The organism is Roseixanthobacter finlandensis (assembly GCF_043195105.2).
Taxonomy (GTDB): domain Bacteria; phylum Pseudomonadota; class Alphaproteobacteria; order Rhizobiales; family Xanthobacteraceae; genus NCEH01.
In genome coordinates, this window is sequence record NZ_CM195536.1 from 1,728,132 (window position 1) to 1,745,894 (window position 17,763).

Consider the following 17,763-nt stretch of genomic DNA (forward strand, 5'->3'; position numbering starts at 1 on the left):
GGGAATTTTTTCGTCGCCGGTGCGCTTATGACAGCGGCTTGGCTTCATAATGAAGCAAGGGAGATTCTATTTCAAAAAATGCCGATAACGTCCGACAAACCCTCGCTGCGCCGCCTGCAATATGCCGCCTTGCCGTACCGGCAGCGGCAGGATGGGGAAGTGCAGATCCGCCTGATCACGTCGCGCGAGACGCGCCGCTGGGTGATGCCCAAGGGCTGGCCCATCAAGGGCCTGACCCCGCCGCAGACAGCGGCGCGCGAAGCCTATGAGGAAGCCGGGCTGATCGGCGCCATGTCGCCTGCCGCGGCCGGCATCTACAGCTATGAGAAGCGCCTCTCGCCCACCCGCTCGGTGCCGTGCGACGTGATGGTGTTTCCCATGAAGGTGAAGCGCTATGTGAAAAAATGGCCGGAGCGGCTGGAACGCGTCGGCTTCTGGTTCAGTGCCGAGAGCGCCGCTGCCGCGGTGCAGGAAGAGGGGCTCGCCCTGATTATCCTCCAGTTCGCCGCCACGCTCACCGCGCGGCACGCGGCGAAAATGGCCGCCCAGGAAGAGGAACGCGCCGCCCAGGCCGCCGCCAAGCTGAAAACCGCCGCCAAGCCGAAAGCGGCCGCGAAGGGAACGGCCCCGGCTGAAATCGCGCTGGCGCCCGTCGCTGAGGGGGCGACAGGGAAGGCGGTGGGCAAGAAAACCGAGGCCAAGAAGGCGGAGGCCAAGAAGGCGGAGCCCAAGAAGGCGGAGCCCAGCGAGGCGGGGCCGAAAAAGGCCAAGGCGAAAAATGCCGCGCTGAAGAAGGTGAGCATTCCGCTTCAGGTCGCGGCGAAGGGACCGGTTTCGGATGGGGAAGGCGGTGCCGCTCCTGCTGGGGGCGCCTTGGCTGGGGTATCGGGAAAGGCCGGGACGGACACGTCGCGGGCCAAGAAGTCGACGCCCAAAAAACCCTTGCTTGAAAAACCCTTGCCTGAGAAACCCTTGCCTGAGAAATCCCCGGCGAAGAAGCAGCCGGCCAAGGCGCGGGATGGAAAAGCGCAGAATCTGAAAGCGCACGATACGGGCGCGCGGGGCGTTGCGCTAGAGCGGTGGGCGGCTGTCGGCGCGCGCGTGGATTCTGCTTCGATCTCGCCCGCGCACGTGGTGCTGCCGGACGCCGACGGCACGACGGCGGCCAGCGACAGGCCGGCCAATGGCAAGCAGTCCAATGGCAAGATACCGGAGGGCAAGATACCGGAGGGCGAGAACCGCGGTCGCGAGAACCGCGATGGCGAGAAGCGCGACACCAAAAAGGCGGGGGCCAAGAAGGCGGGGGCCAAGAAGGCGGAGGCCAAGAAGGCGGAGGCCAAGAAGGCGGAGGCCAAAAAGGCGGGGGCCAAGAAGGCCAGCGTCAAGAAAGCCGCGCGCAAACCAGGGCTGGCGGAGACCTCGGGGGGCGCGGGTCCGGCGGGTGATCGCTCCCCGACGCGGCCCGGCGACGGCATGGCGCCCGATCTTTAGGAGCGCCACCACGCCTACGGGCCGGGCTTAGGCGATACTGGCCGTGCGGGCTTACTTTGCGTCATGCTGGCGCCTGCGGCGGGACTGGCTTCGGGTGTGCCGCGCGCAATCGCTGCGCTTGCGCTTGCGCTGTTTGAAATGACACGAAACCATGTCACACATGCCCCGGCTTCCGTGCGCGGGGGGCTTCGTGCGGGGCGAAATCCCGCCGGCGCCTGCGGCCGAAGCTGCCGCGCCGTGCCAGAGGGGCGCGGCCCCTAATCGCAGCGAGCTTTAAGGAAACCGGCCATGAGCGATCTTGTCTTCATCGCCTTCCCCACGGAACAGCGGGCCGTCGAGGTTCGCGACAAGATCCTGGGCATGCAGAAGGAATATCTCATCGAGCTCGGCGATGCGGTCATCGCCGTCAAGGATGAGAACGGCCACATCAAGCTGCACCAGCTGATCAACACCACGGCCACCGGCGCCATGTCGGGCGCTCTGTGGGGCACGCTGATCGGCTTCATCTTCATGATGCCGCTGGTGGGCACGGCCATCGGCGCGGCCTCGGGCGCGCTCGGTGGCGCGCTGACCGATGTCGGCATCAACGACCAGTTCGTGAAGGATGCGGCCGGCGCGCTGCAGCCCGGCACCGCCGGCCTGTTCCTGCTGATCCGCAAGATGACCACCGACAAGGTGCTGGAAGACCTGCGCGGCGTCGGTGGCACGGTGATGAGCACGTCTTTTGACCATACCAAGGAAAATGCGCTGCGCGACGCGCTCGCCGCCCATGCGGCGTGCGAGGTCACCGGCGAGCCCGCCCCGGCGCCGGCCGTCGGCGAAGCCCCGGCCGCGCCGACCGCCTGAGCATTTCGCGCCGTCGCACTTAAAATAAGGGGACCGTCCGCCGCCCGGCGAACGGTCCCTTTTTCATGTCGGGCGATGCGCTCAGCGCCACCAGCCGCCGGGACGATAGACCCAGGTATTGCCCCGGCGCACCCAGGTGCCATCGCGATAGCGGAAGCCGGGCCGGCCGGCGACCCAGCGGCCGGGCACCCAAACATAGCGGCGGCGGCGCGGATCCCAGGTCCAGAAGCCGGACACCCAGACCCAGCCCGGACGGGGCGGGGGCGGGCGGCGCTCGATGCGCAGCGGCGGCGGCGGCGGCTGAATGAAGATCTGGGCATCGGCCTGGCTCGACGCGGCAATGGGCGCGGCGGCGGCGATGCCGGCGGTGAGCAGACCGCCGAGAAGGGACCGTCGAGAGATCATGGGAGATATCCTTGAATACGTCCGGCGCACCGGGCGGAATCAGGCATTCCCCCTGGCGGCAGGCGGCGTGTGTGGCAGAGCCTTATGGCGTTTTTGCGCGGGATCGCGCCGTCTTGGAGGCCACCTTACCTCTTCCAGCATGGGCGCTGCGCCCTAAGTCTTTGAAGTCGCGACGGCAGCTGCAAGGCGTCGCTGAAGATTGCGTTAACCTTGTTTGTGGACAACGGCTTGGGGGTACCGGCGTCAGCCTCCACGCGAGCTGTTCAGCCGACATTTACCGGGGATCTCCTGAAAGCAGGTGCATCCCTCTTCCGCCGTCTTTCGCTTCCTCGTCCTTCGTTCGTCAGGGCCGGGCGTGTCCCGGCCATCGACACCGGGCCGACGACGCGGGCCTTGAAAAGCCGGCGCAGGGCGCGCCGGTCAGTGGGTCCACGCGCAGAGACCGGGCTCAATGCCAAGCTCCCTGCGCCCAGTTCAGTGCACCAAGTTCAGTGCGCCAAGTTCCCTGCGCCAGGCTCAATGCGCCAGGAACAGCGGCACCGGCGAACGCTCGATCAAGGCGCGGGTGAAGCCGCCGAGCACCCATTGCTGAAGCCGCGAGTGCACGAACGCGCCCATCACCACCATATCGGCGCGGAACAGGCCCGCTTGCCCGCGCAGCGTCTCGGCCGCATCGCCATCGCGCACGCTGATGTCGTTCACGCTCACCTTCACGCCGTGTCGCGCGAGGTTCGGCGCCAGCTCGGCGCCGGGGATGGCGTGGGCCAGATCCTTCTCGCCCTTGATGCAGAGGATTTCCACCTCCTGCGCGGCCTTCAGCAGCGGCAGGGCGAAGGCGACCGCGCGGGCCGCGCGCTCGCTGCCGTCCCAGGCGATCACGATGCGCTCGGCGCGGAAGGTGGTGAAGCCCGGCGGCACGGCCAGCACCGGGCGACCGCCGCGAGTGACCACGTTTTCGATGATGTCGCGGCCAATTTCCATCGGCTCGGGCGTGGTTTCCAGCACGGTTATGTCATGCACGCGCGCCTGGCCGACGAAAGCGTCCAGCAGGTCCGCGAGGGGTAATTGCAGGTTTTCGATCGAGCAGGTGAGGCCCGAGGCATCGGCCGCGCCGCGTGCGCGCTCCAAGGTCGCGACCGCTGCTTCGCGCACCCGGCGGTTTTCCGAGCCGGCGAGTTCCGAGGCGAAATGACCGAGGGCGCTGCGTGGCACGCTGACCTTCAGCGCCGCCGCCTGCACCGTGATATGCGCCCCCGCCGCCTGGGCGAAGGAGAGGCCGTAGGCCAATGCGGAGCTGGCGCGATCCGTGCCTTCCTCCGTGATGCCGACGAGGATGCTCTTGAAATCTGAGACAGAGGTCACGGCGTTGCTCCTCACTGTATTCATTATATTCTTACGCTACGGCATTTGACGCGCATGCCTGAATGATTCAAGTCAAAAGCCTGTGGCCGCGCTTTCCACCGGCTCCGGCGTGGGCGCTGCCGCCTGTCAGAACGGCACCGAGAGGCGGGCGCTGAGCTCCTGGGCGAGGAAATCATTGCCAGTCTGCGCCTTGTATTCGGCCCGCACCTCATAGCCCTTGGCGTTCACCAGCTGGAGTCCGGCGGTCACGTCCAAAAGCGTCGCGGGCAGGGGCACGGAATTGGTGAAGCTGGGCACGGAGGGCGCGGCGCCCGCAAGGCGACTCTGGAAAGCCAGGCTGTCGTTGGACAGGAAGGTCACGCCGACGCTGCCATAGGGCCGCAGCCAATAGTCCGGGCTGAGGTCGACGCGGGCGCCGAGCTCCACCGCCGGGCTGAAGGCGAGCGTCCATTCCTTCAGCGAGGAGATGGAGAGGTTCAGCGGCCCGGCCTGGGTTTCCGAATAGCCGGGCATATAGGTGTAGAGCAGGTCGAGATCGGCATAGGGCCGCAGATACCAATTGGCGAACGCCAGCTCATAGGAGGCGCGGGCTCGCGCGCCGGCGGTGAACACGCTGGCGCTGCCTTCGGCGATCCAGCGATTGCCGCCAAGGAAGATGTTGCGGGTGTTGTCATAGCTGCCGAAACCGGCATGCCCGGCGAGCGAGAACAGCCACGGCCCCACCTGGTGCTTCACCGAGAGCGCGCCGTCTGCACCCTCGCCATCCGAGGAGCCGAAGCCGTTATTGGTGGTGAGAGAGGTGTCCGAATAGCCCACCGTGGCGCCCACGAACCAGTCGGTGATCACTTCCTTCTGGGTGCCGATGCGATAGGTGAGGGCGTCGAGCGTGAAGCCGCTGCCGTTGCTATCGGCATATTGCTCGGCGCGGCTGCCGATCACGCGCGCCCAGGTGCAGTCGGTCTCCGCCAGCAGGGTTCCGGTGCCGGAGAAAACCGGGCAGCTCAGGGCCGCATTCAGAGACGCGCGCGCGCCGCGGGTCTGGTTCACGGCGGCGGCCTGCATCTGATCGCCGGAAAGATTCTGCAAGGCGCGCTCGTAGCCGGCCGCCGTCTGCACATTGGCGAGGCTGGCGAACACCGAGGACAGGCCGGTGGAGGTCGCGTTCCAGGACTGCTGGAGCGATTGCGCCATCGCCGCCTCATTGGCGGTGAGGGAGACGTTCGACGGGGTGAAATTGGCCGTCGGGGTCAGCAGCAGGGTATTGTCCTGCTGGTCCAGGCCGAAGCTGATGACGCCCAGGGCGGAGGGCTGGATCACCTGCGCGCTGCCGGTCATCGCGCCGGTGCTGGAGAGGATGGTGTAGGTGAGCGGCAGCAGGTTCGCGCCGACCAACGGCTGCACGCTGCCACCGAGGGTCGTGGTGCCGGAGACGTTCAGCACGTCGTTGGTCTGTCCGGCATTGACGGCGGCATTGATGTCGATGCCGAGAACGCCGCCTGTGCTCTGGGTGAAGTTTCCCTGCAGCATGGTGGAAAGCTCCACATTGCGGCCGCCGGGGTTCAGCGTCCCGGCATTGGTCAATGACCCGCCATAGGGGACGTCCTCGAACGTGGTGCTGGTGCCGAGCCCGACCAGCGGGCCGGGATTGAAATGCGCCCCGGCCACATTCTGGAACGTGCTGGCCAGGGCCTGCGTCAGGTCCACATTGCCCGAGAGGGTGCCGGCATTGGTGATGGTGAAGCCTTCATACGTTCCGATGATCGCGGTGCCGGAAAGGGCGCTCACCTTGCTGCCCGCGCCGAACGTGACGGTATTGTAAATATTCCCGCCTTGGAGCACCAAGGCCGCGCCGGAGCCGCTGCCGCCGACCAAGGTGCCGGTGAAATTCACATTGATCGTGCCGCCGCCGCCGATGATGGCGCCATTCGTGGCCTGGAAACCGCTTTGCGCGAAGATGCCGGCGGCCCCTGCGCCGGTGGCGGAGATGGTGCCGGTCACGTCGATGTTCACACCGCCGCCGCCGAACAAGCCGTAAGCGCCACGCAGGGGGCCGGTCGCGGGCGGAAGCGCGATGCCCTGGGTCGAGCCGATGGCGCCGCCGCCTCCGCTGAGGCTCTGTGCGACGATGCCGTGCGCATTGGCCCCCGTGGTGGAGATCAGCGCGCCGCCCTGCGTGTTCGGCGCCATGGCGATGCTCACGACGCCGGCAAGCATATTGACGTCCGGGTCTGCGCTCGGCGGCAGCACGCTCATGCCCGTCGTGTTCATGGCGCCGCTATAGCCGCCGCCGCCGCCGATGGATTGGGCGAAGATGCCGATCGCGCCGGTGCCCGTGGTGCTGATGCTGCTGCCGCCGCCGAGCAGGATGTTTACATTGCCGCCCGCGCCGGCCCCGCTGCCGCCGACGCCGCCCGTGACGGTGACCGGCATGGTCGGGCCCGCGCCATCGGTGGCAAAGCCGCCGCCGCCGCCGATGGATTGGGCCAGGATGCCGAACGCATTGTCGCCGGTGGTGGTGACGGTGCCGGTGTGGGTGATGTTCACCGTGCCGCCGCCGCCGCTGGTCAGCGCGGAGCCGCCGATGGTGAGGGCAAGCGTGCCGTTCGCGGCATATAATTGCTGCGCATAGGCGGCGGCGATGGCGTTGAGATCGACCCCGAGGCCCAAGAGGCCTTGGACGATCTGGTTCTCGAGCGATGCGATTTCGGCATTGGTCGGGCCGTTCAGGCCGGCCTGTTCGGGATTGACGATGAACACGCCGCCGCCGCCGCCGATCGCCTGTCCGACGATGGCATGGGCTTCGCTGCCCGCCGTCTTGATGGTGCCGGAATTGGTGATCTGAACCGTGTCGGCACCGCCGGTGGCGCCTTGCTGGGCGTTGTTATTATTGGCGTTCGCGGCCGTGGAGCCGCCTACCGTGATGGAGGCAGTGAGCGAAAGGCTGGTGGAATCCACCGCCAGCCCGCCGACCCCGCCGCCGCCGCCCACGCTCTGGGCGAGGATGCCGAAGGCGGAATCGCCCTGGGTGCTGATGAGCGACGTGTTGCCCACGGTCACGAGATTGCCGGTGCCCGCCGCGCCGCCGGCGCCGCCGACCCCGACATTCACATTGATGACATTGCTGCCGGAGAGCGTGGCGCCCCCGCCATTGCCGCCGCCGCCGCCCACGGATTGGGCGAAGATGCCGAACGCGGCATCGCCCAGGGTGGTGATGCTGCCGGCATTGGTGACCGTGACGTCTTCACCGTTGCCGGCCGCCCCGCCCGCGCCGCCGACGGCAATATTCGCCTCGGTGGTCGGAAACGACAGCTTGAGGGCCTCGGACGCGGCATATTGGGGGAGCTTGGCGGCGAGGATCGCCTTCAGCTCGGATTCGATGGTGTCGGCGAGCACGCCGGCGAGCGCGCCCGCGGGGTCGGACGAAGCGGTGCCGCCGCTGCCGCCGCCGCCGCCCACCGATTGCGCCTCTATGCCGTGGGCGCCGTCGGCGGTGGTGGAGATGCTGGCGCCGGCGCTGTTGGCCACCGTCACCGCGCCGCCGTCGCCGCCGCTCCCGCCCTTGCCGCCCACCGAGAGGTTGAGCTGGTAATCATCGGTCCCGGCCGCCTGGCCCGCCGCCGCCGTGCCACCGCCTCCGCCCACCGACTGGGCGAAGATGCCGCGTGCATCCACGCCCGAGGTGGTGATGAAGCCGTTGTTGGTGACGTTGACCGCGCCGCCGGTATTGCCCGAACCACCGGTTCCGCCCACGCCGATGGAGGCGGCGAAGGATTCGTTGAACGAGAACGGAATGATGCTGGTGCTGAGATCGACGCCGGCCTGCTGGCCCGACCAGGACCAGGGCAGGCTCACCGAAGTCGCCGCCGTGCCGGTGCCGCCATTGCCGCCGCCGCCGCCGATGCTGGCGGCATAGATGGCGTCCGCCGCGAAGCCCGCGGTGCTCAGCGTGGCGTTGGGATTATTCGAGACGCTCACGCTCTCGCCGATGCCGCCGCCACCCCCGCCGCCGCCCACCGCCACCGAGAGGGCGAGCACGAGCGAGGAGCCGTAGGTATAGGTGGACGTCGCCGCATTGCCGCCATTGCCGCCGCCTCCGCCCACGGACTGGGCGAGGATGGCATAGGCCTGGTCGCTCTGGGTGCTGATGAAATTGAGGTTGCCGACCGTGACTTGGCCGCCGTTGCCGCCATAGGCGCCCGAACCGCCGATGCCGATGGTGACGCCGATGTTCGGGATTTCGCCATAGCCGAGGCTGTAGGAGCTGGAATTCGCATTGCCGCCGGATCCGCCGCCGCCGCCGATGCTGAGCGCTGCGATGCCCGCCGCGTCCAGGCCCTGGGTGGTGATGGTCGCGGCATTGATCACCTCTATGGCGCCGCCATTGCCGCCGAAGCCGCCGCCGCCGCCGAGCGCCACCGCGACGCTGGGCACCACGAAGCTGGCCGAAGTGGTACCCACCGTGCCGCCCGCCCCGCCGGCGCCGCCGACGCTCAATGCATAGATGCCGATGGCGGAATCATTGGTGGTGGCGATGAGGCCGGAATTCAGCAGGTTCAGCCCGCCACCCGCGCCGCCGCCGCTGCCGTTTCCGCCCACCGTGATGGAGATCGGCCCGAGCCCGTTCACCGCGCCGCCGGAATCCCCGCCGCCGCCGATGGACTGGCCGAACATGCCGTAGCCCTGGTCGCCCGAGGTGGTGATGATGCCCGTATTGGTCAGCGAAATGCCGGCGCCCGCGCCGCCGTTTCCGGCATTGCCGCCTTGCTCATAGACATGGCCGTTGGCCGCCCCGCCGGCGCCGCCGCTGCCGCCCTGGCTGACGCCGTAAATGCCATAGCCGCCGGTGCCGCTGGTTGTGATGGTGCCGGAACTCGTCACCGTCACCGCGAAGTCCACGGAGAGGGAGCCGCCCGAGCCGCCATCTCCGCCCGAGCCGCCATCGGAATCAAAGGTCTCGGAGGAGAGCCCGCCTGCGCCGCCATTGCCGCCCAGCGCGGCGGCATAAATGCCGTAGGAGGAGGTGCCATAGGTGGTGATGGCGGCGGCATTGCTGACGTACACCGTGCCGCCATTGCCGCCCTGGCCGCCGTCGCCGGCATTGCCGACGGTGCCGTTCTGGCCGGAACCTGTGCCCGCATTGCCGCCGACGCTGAGCGCGACGAGGCCGGAAGAGGTGGCCCCGTAGGTGGTCACGGAGGTGCCGACATAGGTGGTCAGCTCGCTGTTTCCTGCGTTGCCGCCGGCTCCGCCCCCTCCGCCGTCCGCGTCCCCGGCATTGGCATAGGCGCCGTTGCCGCCCGTGCCGCCCTGGGTGATGACGCCGAGCCCGGTCGAACTGGTGCCATAGGTGACCGCCTGGGCCGCCACGCCGGAGCTGTTGGCGAATTTCAGTATGGCGGGGACCCCCCCGCCACCGGCCCCGCCATTGGCGCCGGTGCCGTCCGCCGCCGATCCACCCGCGCCGCCGGTGCTGGCGACCCAGGCCGCCGGTGAGAACGAATAGTCCGCGCCGGCGAGGCTCGTGCCGGTCACCACGTTTCCGGTGAGGTTGAGCGTCGCCGGGCCGCCCGAGCCGCCCGCATGATTGCCGCGCCCCGCGCCGCCGGTGGACAAGAGCAGCAGGCCGGTGGAGCTTGGCCCCGCCGTGGTGGCGCCGCTCGTGGGCAGGGCGAGATCGGCGGTGACGCTGACCGTTCCGCCCGCCCCGCTGAGGCCGACGCTATTGGCGTCGCCGCCGAAGCTGGTGGCGCGCAGCGCCGGAGCATTGGCATTGGTTGTGGAAAGGACGCCGCCGGCCGTGACGGTGACCGATCCGCCGGTGCCGCCCGAGGCGTCCGCCCAGATCGCGCTTGCCCCCGCGCCCTGGGTGGTGATCACCGAGGAAGCGGTGGTGGTGAGCGTGACCGAGCCGCCGTCGCCCACGGCACCCTTGCCCAGCGCGCCCGTGCCCTCCTTGCCGCCGTTCGCCATCGCCAGAATGCCGTGGGAATCGGCCCCGGAGGTGAGGATTGTGCCGCTATTGGTGAGGGTGACCGATCCGCCCCCGCCGCCATCGCCGCCATAGCCCTGAAGATTGCTCGAATCCGGGTGCGGATTGCTGCCGCCGTCCCCGCCATTGGCGGTGGCGCGAATGCCCTCGCTCGATTGTCCGGTGGTGATGATCGTCGCGGCGTTGGTGACTTGCGTGGTGCCGCCGGTGCCGCCCGTGCCGCCGCTGGAAAAGCTGCCGCCCTGGCCACCCGCCCCGCCGTCGCTCGCCCCATGGAGCCCCGCCGATTTGTCGCCCGCGGTCTTCAGCGTGCTTCCGGCATAGGCGAGCAGGGTGGAGGAACCGCCGCCGCCGCCCACTCCGCCGCTGCCGCCATCGCCGAAATTGTCGCCGGGCGCGGCCGCCGCGCCGGCCCCGCCGTTGCTCGTCGCGGCGGCGGCCGGGGAGGAGGCGCCGGTGGTGGAGAGCAGGGCGATCCCGCCTTGGGCGGTGCCGAGGGTGACGCTGGCGCTGCCGCCGGTTCCGCCGAGGGCGCCGTTCCCCGGGCTGGCGTCGATTATGATGGTGTGAGGGGGGTTGGTCGTAATGGCGATGGTCGTGGAGGCGGTCATAAGGGTGCTGGCGACAAGGGGGGTCGCGAGCGGCGGCGAGAGTGTGAGGGACGGCGTGCCGATGAGGAGGAGGCTGCCCGAGCCCGCGGTGTCGATGTGAACGGGGCCATTCCAGTAGATGAATGTGCCTCCACCGGCGCTGATCTGGAAGGCGTCGTCCGCGCGGGAGGCGGTGCTGGCGCCGCCTGCGCCGCCGTCCGCCACCGCACGGACCGCCGCCGAGGCGGTGTCGCCGGTGGTGGAGAGCGTGCCGGTGACCACCGCCGTCGCCGATCCACCGTTGCCGCCGATGCCGCCGGTATCCGCCGCGCCGCCCGCGCCGCCGCTCGCCTTCAGCAGAAGTCCTTCCGAGGCGGTGCCGGAGGCGGTCGGCGCGCCATTGGCATTGGCCGAGAGATTGACCGTCGCGCTCGCCGTTCCGCCTTTGCCGCCCGCGCCGCCGCTGGTCTCCGCGCCGCTGGTGCCGCCGTCGCCGCCTTGGGCATAGACCGCGATGGCCGGGGCATGGGCTCCGGACGTTGCCACCGTGCCGAGCGCGTTCACGCCCGCCATTCCGGCGTTTCCACCGATCCCGCCGGCGCCCGGTGAGTCGACCCCCGCTTCATTGCCGCCGCCATTGCCGCCCGCCCCGCCGTTCGCCTGGGCATAAAGGCCGATGGACGAGGCGCCGGTCGTCACGATGGCGGATGTGGCCGTGGTGCTGACGCTCGCACTGCCGCCCGTGAGCCCGGCGCCGCCGCTGGAGCCCATGGAATCGTGTCCGCTGTCGCCGAAGCCGCCGTGTCCGCCATGGCCGCCGGTCGCGGCAGCGCCGACACCGTAGGACGTGTCCCCGCTGGTGGTGATGGCGCCGGAATTGGTCAGCGTGACGGCGCCGCCGATCCCGCCCGCCCCTCCGGCGGAGCCGGACCCTTCATCATCGCCGCCCGCTCCGCCCTTGCCGCCGCTGGCGTCGGCCCATATGCCGGCGGAACTATTGCCGGAGGTGATCAGCATTCCGTCGTTGGCGGCGACGATGGTGCCGCCCTTGCCGCCGCTGCCGGCGCTGCCGGCGCCATAGGAATTGCCTGGATTCTCGCCCTTGGCGCCGTCTCCGCCGAGCGCATAAAGGAGCATCGCCGCGGCATCCGAACCGGAGGTGCTGATGGTGGCGTTCGCGGTATTGGTGGCGTTCGCCGTTCCGCCATTGCCGCCGCCGCCACCATTGCCCGCGCCGGAGGCGAAGCCGCCATCGCCGCCCATCGCGCCCTTGCCGCCATTGGCGACGGAAACGAGGCCGCTGGCGCTATTGGACACCAGGGTCAGATTTCCGCTGTTGAAGGCGGTCGCGGTGCCGCCAATGCCGCCGGAGCCGCCGTCCGAACCGCCGTTCGAGCCCGATCCACCTTGACTTGCGCCACCGTCCCCGCCGGAGGCGATGGCATTGACCGCCGAGCGCACCGTCGCAGCGCCCGCCGGAATCGAAATGATGCCGCTATTGGTCGCGTCGGCGACGTTCCCGGCGCCGCCCGCCCCGCCGTTGGAGGGGCCATTCAGGAAATGATCGCCGTCAGAACCGGCCTCGGCGCCGCTGCCACCCAGGCCGCCGATCGAGGTGGCGTAGATGGCGATCGCGGTGACCGAGGCATTGCCGATCTCGGCCAGGACGCCAGGATTGCCCGGTCCGCCGGGATAATCATTGTCCGACGAGTTCGTGCCCTGCGTGCCGTTGCTGTTGGCCGTGTACCAAGTGGCATTGTCGGTGGTGCAGGAAGTGGCGACGCAGTTGAAGCCTTGCGCCGCCGCACCGCTCGCGGAGAGCAGAAGCGCAAGCGAGCCGCCGAGACAGACCGATGCCAATGAGGTGGATGCCAGAAAACGCGACGCCTGCGCGGACCGCTCTTCGCCGGCCCGAACCCAAATTGGCAAATCCATCTCTCGCCCCCGAAAGACCCCCCTTCCACACACCACCGGCGGCGGAAGCTTAGCCTTGAATAGCAGGGCTTTGGCGCCCCGTCACGGGGGCGGAAGAAGACCGGGCGGTGGGTGCGCGCAACCAGCGCTGGTCTCTCGGCTTTGGAACTTCGTATTCCTCGACACCCATCCCTTCGTCTGGTCGCCGAAACCGGCCAGTTGGTCCGTGGCATGCGCCTCAACATCGAGACTCACACCTTGCTGCCGAAGAGCGTGGGCGAGCTGCTCAATTGCGCGAGCTATCACCTGAACGGCGGCACGGTCGCGGACGGCTCGCCTTATGTCGGCGTTTCGGCCATGTTCCCGAGTTATGCCCCGCGCGTCCGGCAGCGGCCTCGGCCTCACTATCGCGCGCATGGCGGCCACAAGGGTGGGGGCGCGAATAGAACTTGAGAACCGGCAAGCACACCGCGGCCTCCGGGCGGCGCTGATGTGGCTCTGACGCGGCGGCGGGATCAGGCGCCGTGGCGTTCGCGGCGGGCCGCGCGCTCGCAAGACATCATGCGGCGCGCGCGATCAAGGCGTGGATGTCCTCGCAGGGATGCAACAGCGTCGGATGGTCCGCGACGAAGGCGCGAAAATCGGCGCTGCCAGGATGCTCTGCGAACACAAATGATCCGCGCTTGGTGCCACCCCCTTTGAAAACATACCCGTCGCCAGTGGCGATCGCCACCTCGCGGCCGCACCATGCATAGTGGAAACCGTGGCTGCCTGAGGCCACACAACACCCCTCGCACGCTCTCCCGAACCGGACGGGAAAAGCGGCAAGGTCATCGCGCCCGCCCGTTCCTGGCGCCGGGCTTGTTTGGCACACGCTTCCGCTTGTCTTTTTCACGCCTCTCGGCGGGAGATCGCGAACGGTCCGAAGGCCTGCTGCACGGGCATGATCTGAAGACGATTCACATTCAGATGGCGCGGCAGGGTGCAGGACCAGAAGATGGTTTCGGCGATATCCTCGGCCGACATGGCCGTGACACCTTTGTACAACGCCGCAGCTTTCTCCGCATCGCCGCCCGAGCGGACCAGGGAAAACTCGGTCTCCGACATGCCGGGCTCGATATTGGTCACGCGCACCTGCGTGCCCAGCAGGTCGGCGCGCAGACTGAGGCCGAACTGCTTCACGAAGGCTTTGGTCGCGCCGTAGACGTTCGTTGTCGGTCCGGGATAATCGCCGACCACCGAGCCCAGCAGAACGATATGGCCTTCGTCACGCTGCACCATGCCGGGCAGCACCGCACGCACCGTGTTCAGGGCCCCGTTGATATTGGTGGAGACCATCTGCTCCCAGGCCATGATGTCTGCGTCCTGGGCGCGCGCGGACCCCAACGCAAGGCCGGCGTTGACCACGCAGACATTCGGCTTGTCGAACGGGGCGGGCAAGCTTTCGATGGTGCGGAAAACGCCGTCGCGGTCGGTGACGTCCAGCTCGGCGACATGGCAGCGCGCGCCGAGTTCCGCCTTCAGAGCCTCAAGGCGCTGAAGGCGGCGGCCGACGCCGATCACCCGTGCGCCCGCGGCGTGAAATTGGCGGCACAGCGCCGCCCCGAAACCGGCGGTTGCGCCGGTGACGAAGACGGTCAGGTCCTTCGGATCAATGGTCGAAATCATGGGGCCTCCGGCAGGGGTGGGAGCGGACGGGGGACGGCTGCGGTCACATGCCGAGCAATTCCTTCACGCCGTCGGGGGTAACGGGGGTGCGATCATATTGGCGCGCCAGCTCGACCACCTTTCGCACCAAGTCCACGTTGCGGGGCGTGCCGAGCTCGCGATAGCCGTAATCGCCGAGGCCGATGGAGATGTGCCCGCCATTCTCGAGGATGTAGGGCACGAGGCCGAGCAGGTCGCCTTCCTTGCAGCCGACCGACCAGACCATGGGCACCGCCGGATCCAGCAGCTCGATGAACGGCTTGAGGCCGGCGACCGTGCCCGGATGTCCGCCGAGGATGCCGCCTTCCGTGAGCAGGAAGGTCTGGTGCACCGGCGACTTCAACAGGCCCATGCGATAGAGCGCCTGGCCGGTGCGCAGCATGGGAACGGTCCAGGCGAACAATTGCTCGCGCATGCCGAGATCATGGGTCCAGCCGATAAACCGCTCCACCGTCTCGGTGGTGTTGAGGTAAACCTTGTGCTTGGTGTCGAACGTATTGGTCGAAAAATCGAAGCGGTCGATATTCGTGGTGCCGGTGTCGATGGGAACGAAGTCCGGCTTCAGGCCCATCTTCTCCAATGCGACATAATGCTGGAAGCGCGTGGCATCGCCGCTCACATGGATCTGGCCCATGGTCGGCGCGATCAGGATATCGGAACCTGCGCGGATCTTGCGGATGGATGCGGCGTAGCTTTCCGCGTCGAAGGCCGGAGACCCATCTTCCTGGCGCGCATGGAAATGCACGATGGCGGCACCCGCTTCCCGGATCTCCTTGCAATCGCGCGAGATTTCGTCCGGTGTCCAGGGCACGTTGGGGTTGGAATGGCGCATCGCATATTCGTTGACCCGAACCTCGATGATCAATGGACGCCCCACGGCAGATCTCCCTTGGACTTTTTTTGAAGCACGCAACAACTATGACCGGCGAGCGCCGATGGAGCGCCTCAGGACGCTTCCACCAGATTTTCCGCCTTGGATTCGCTGAAGAAAATGTCGTCCTGAATCCGCCGCAACGCGAGCAGCTCGGAGTCCGGCTCGATGACCAGATGATCGAAATCCACGGTCTCGCCCTTGGCGACGGGTCTGACGAGGCGCCGGTTCGCGGCGAGATAGAAGGGCGCAGGCCGGCCCGCGCCCAAGGCCGAAGCGGGAACCAGCTCGGCCGCGACGCCGTCGATATTGTGATGGTGGCCGCCCATGTCGAGCAGGGTTCCCGCCGGCAAATCGCGGTCCGCGCGGGCGATCAGATCGAGATGGGGGCGCGGGGAAAGCCCGCCCGATGAGGCGCCGAGAAGGGCGGCCTCCAAGATGCTCGTGGTCGCCTCCAGGCCCAGCAGGTGCCGCGGCAGGTAAAGCAGCGCATTCTTCAAGTCGCGGCTGACCACATGGCCTTTTTCCGCGAGCATTTCCCAGCTGACCTTGTCGTCGCATCGCACGATGACGAAGACGCCGCCGGCGAAGCTGATCTCTTCCGGCCGGCGCAGGCAATGAAAGACGTCGAGACAGCCGCGACCGGCCAGCAGGCCGCCATCGTCTTTCCCGCACAGGATATCGGGCACTTCGCTGATGCGGGCGATGGGCGCGTGGAGATTTGCCACGTCCGGCGCGAAGCCGGTGGCATTGCCGACGATCAGGAGTTCACACAGATCCGGCACCGCCCGCTGCGGCAGGGCGCTGGCGAGGCGCGACCGAAGCTTGGCGATCTCCGCAGCGCTGCGGTCCCCGCGATCCCAGGCCTGCGCGAAGTCAGGCGCCGGAATGGTCACGCCATTGCTGGTGAGGGTTTTCGCCGCGGGATCGAACACGAAGTCGTATTCGCTGGACTTGCCCACCGCGACGATCTCGAAACCGATCGTCTGGGCCCAGCTGACATGGCCGATGAGCAGGCTCGGCTGGTCGCCGTCCACGGGGGTGACCACCCGCCCGCGCTGCGCCGCCATATGCGCGAGGCCGCTGCCGACGACGCTGTCCACTTCCTTGGAGACAAGGGCGAGATGCTTGCCTGCCTCCACGGCCATGCGCGCATGGCGCGCGCCGCCTTCGGGATGCCCGGTCGCCTCGACCAACACGTCGAACGGCAGGTTTATCACCACGCCGAGATCGGCTGCGGCGATGAAGTCGCCGGCCGCCCAGGCCTTCGCCGCCTCCTGCGGATTGGTGCAGACACGAATCCGCTCGGGCGCGATGCCGATGTCCCGCATCGCTCGGGCAACGGCATCGGCATCGAGATCGACGGCGACCCGCACGTTCATCAGCGGGACATGCAGCCCCTGTGCGAGAAAACTGCGACCAAAGCCACCCGTGCCGACGATGCAGGTTTCGACCGCTTTGGTGGACGGGAAATAACGATGGTAGTTCATCGCGTTGGCCGTATCCTCTCCGTGCTGGCCCGGCGCTGCGGGCGAGCCCCGACCCGCGCGATTAGGAAGAGGGGCGCCGGTCGATCATTCTCTTAATGAAGATTGCATGCGATAAAGAGTCTTACATGTCAAATCGAAATCATGAGACGCAAAAATCAAACCTTTTGCATGCAAACGAGGAGGCGACGATTTCGACCCTTTTGGCAGAAGCTGAAATCGGCCCGCGCGGCCAGCGGGCCTTGGCCGTGGTGGAGCGGATTCGCGACCTGATCGTCGCCGGCGAGCTGGCGGCCGGCAGCCGGATCGCGGAGCGCACCATCATCGAACAGATGGGCGTCGGCCGCACGCCATTGCGAGAAGCCTTCAAGATTCTGGAGGCGGAGGGGCTGGTCAGCATCGTTCCCAATCGCGGCGCGGTGGTCACGCAACTGACGCCGAGCGACGTCGAGGCGGTGATGACCGTGCTCATCGGCCTTGAGGGTGTGGCGTCCGAGCCGGCGTGCGCGCAGGTGACGCCAGCGCAATTCATGTCCATCGAGAATGATCATCTCAAGATGATGGACTGTCATCGACGGGGCGATCTGATGGGATATTTCCATCTGAATCAGTCGATCCACCAGAAGATCGTCGATTGTGCGGGAAACGCGCCGCTCTCACGCATCTATAAGGCGGAATGCGCGCGAATCGGCCGCTATCGACTGGCGGGCAATCGCAATGCCGCGCGCTGGGCGACCGCTGTGAGCGAGCATGAGCAGATCCTGGGCGCGATCCGCAATCGCGAGGGGGCGTTGCTGCGCGAACTGCTGCGGGTCCATCACCTCAACGGATGGCGCAAGACCAGGGAAGTGCTGGAGGCCGAGCGGCTGCCCACGGCGCAAAGTGCCGCCGGCGCGAAGGGCCCCCAGGCAGGAAAGCGCGCAGCCGCCAGCAGGAAAAAAGCTCCCCCGGAATCGGTCTGAAGGCGAAACGGAATGCGGGTCGTCGCGGGGCGGTTCGCTTCGGCTTTTTTCGGCGCAGGCGCCGAGGTTCGGTCGCCTTCCGGAACGGCAAATATTGCATTCAAAACGATTATATCGCCGTGACGCTATTTTGTGAGGT

The 17,763-nt window shown here is 67.8% G+C and carries 10 protein-coding genes; 3 read left to right on the forward strand and 7 right to left on the reverse strand.

Translation table 11 applies throughout. The features are described 5' to 3' along the window. Nucleotides 1-78 precede the first annotated feature (78 nt). Nucleotides 79-1,491 (forward strand): NUDIX hydrolase, encoded by a 1,413-nt coding sequence (locus V5G24_RS07985; protein WP_394084718.1) that lies wholly within the window; start codon nt 79-81, stop codon nt 1,489-1,491. A 288-nt stretch (nt 1,492-1,779) separates the two neighbouring features. Next, nucleotides 1,780-2,337 (forward strand): DUF1269 domain-containing protein, encoded by a 558-nt coding sequence (locus V5G24_RS07990; RefSeq protein ID WP_394084719.1) that lies wholly within the window; start codon nt 1,780-1,782, stop codon nt 2,335-2,337. 81 nt (nt 2,338-2,418) lie between these two features. Here the strand turns inward: V5G24_RS07990 and V5G24_RS07995 are convergent, their stop codons facing one another. From V5G24_RS07995 to V5G24_RS08025, 7 genes are all read right to left on the reverse strand, one after another. Further along, nucleotides 2,419-2,742, reverse strand: coding sequence for a twin-arginine translocation signal domain-containing protein (locus V5G24_RS07995; RefSeq protein WP_394084720.1), 324 nt, complete (start codon nt 2,740-2,742; stop codon nt 2,419-2,421). Between the two features lie 516 nt (nt 2,743-3,258). Continuing rightward, entirely contained in the window at nt 3,259-4,104 is an 846-nt protein-coding gene (locus tag V5G24_RS08000; protein ID WP_394084721.1) for a universal stress protein, read from the reverse strand. A 126-nt stretch (nt 4,105-4,230) separates the two neighbouring features. Beyond that, nucleotides 4,231-12,618 (reverse strand): hypothetical protein, encoded by an 8,388-nt coding sequence (locus V5G24_RS08005; RefSeq protein ID WP_394084722.1) that lies wholly within the window; start codon nt 12,616-12,618, stop codon nt 4,231-4,233. A 538-nt stretch (nt 12,619-13,156) separates the two neighbouring features. Continuing rightward, on the reverse strand, nt 13,157-13,378 hold the full coding sequence (locus V5G24_RS08010; RefSeq protein ID WP_509292297.1) for a hypothetical protein: 222 nt from the start codon (nt 13,376-13,378) through the stop codon (nt 13,157-13,159). A 110-nt stretch (nt 13,379-13,488) separates the two neighbouring features. Then, nucleotides 13,489-14,265, reverse strand: a complete 777-nt coding sequence (locus V5G24_RS08015) for an SDR family NAD(P)-dependent oxidoreductase (protein ID WP_394084724.1) — start codon at nt 14,263-14,265, stop codon at nt 13,489-13,491. A 43-nt stretch (nt 14,266-14,308) separates the two neighbouring features. After that, complete coding sequence (locus V5G24_RS08020; RefSeq protein ID WP_394084725.1) at nt 14,309-15,181, reverse strand: beta-keto acid cleavage family enzyme; 873 nt, start codon at nt 15,179-15,181, stop codon at nt 14,309-14,311. 68 nt (nt 15,182-15,249) lie between these two features. Next, nucleotides 15,250-16,665, reverse strand: a complete 1,416-nt coding sequence (locus V5G24_RS08025) for an NAD(P)H-dependent oxidoreductase (RefSeq protein WP_394084726.1) — start codon at nt 16,663-16,665, stop codon at nt 15,250-15,252. A 95-nt stretch (nt 16,666-16,760) separates the two neighbouring features. On the opposite strand from V5G24_RS08025, the gene V5G24_RS08030 reads away from it, so the two are divergent. Next, on the forward strand, nt 16,761-17,624 hold the full coding sequence (locus tag V5G24_RS08030; RefSeq protein WP_394084727.1) for a GntR family transcriptional regulator: 864 nt from the start codon (nt 16,761-16,763) through the stop codon (nt 17,622-17,624). Nucleotides 17,625-17,763: the final 139 nt, after the last annotated feature.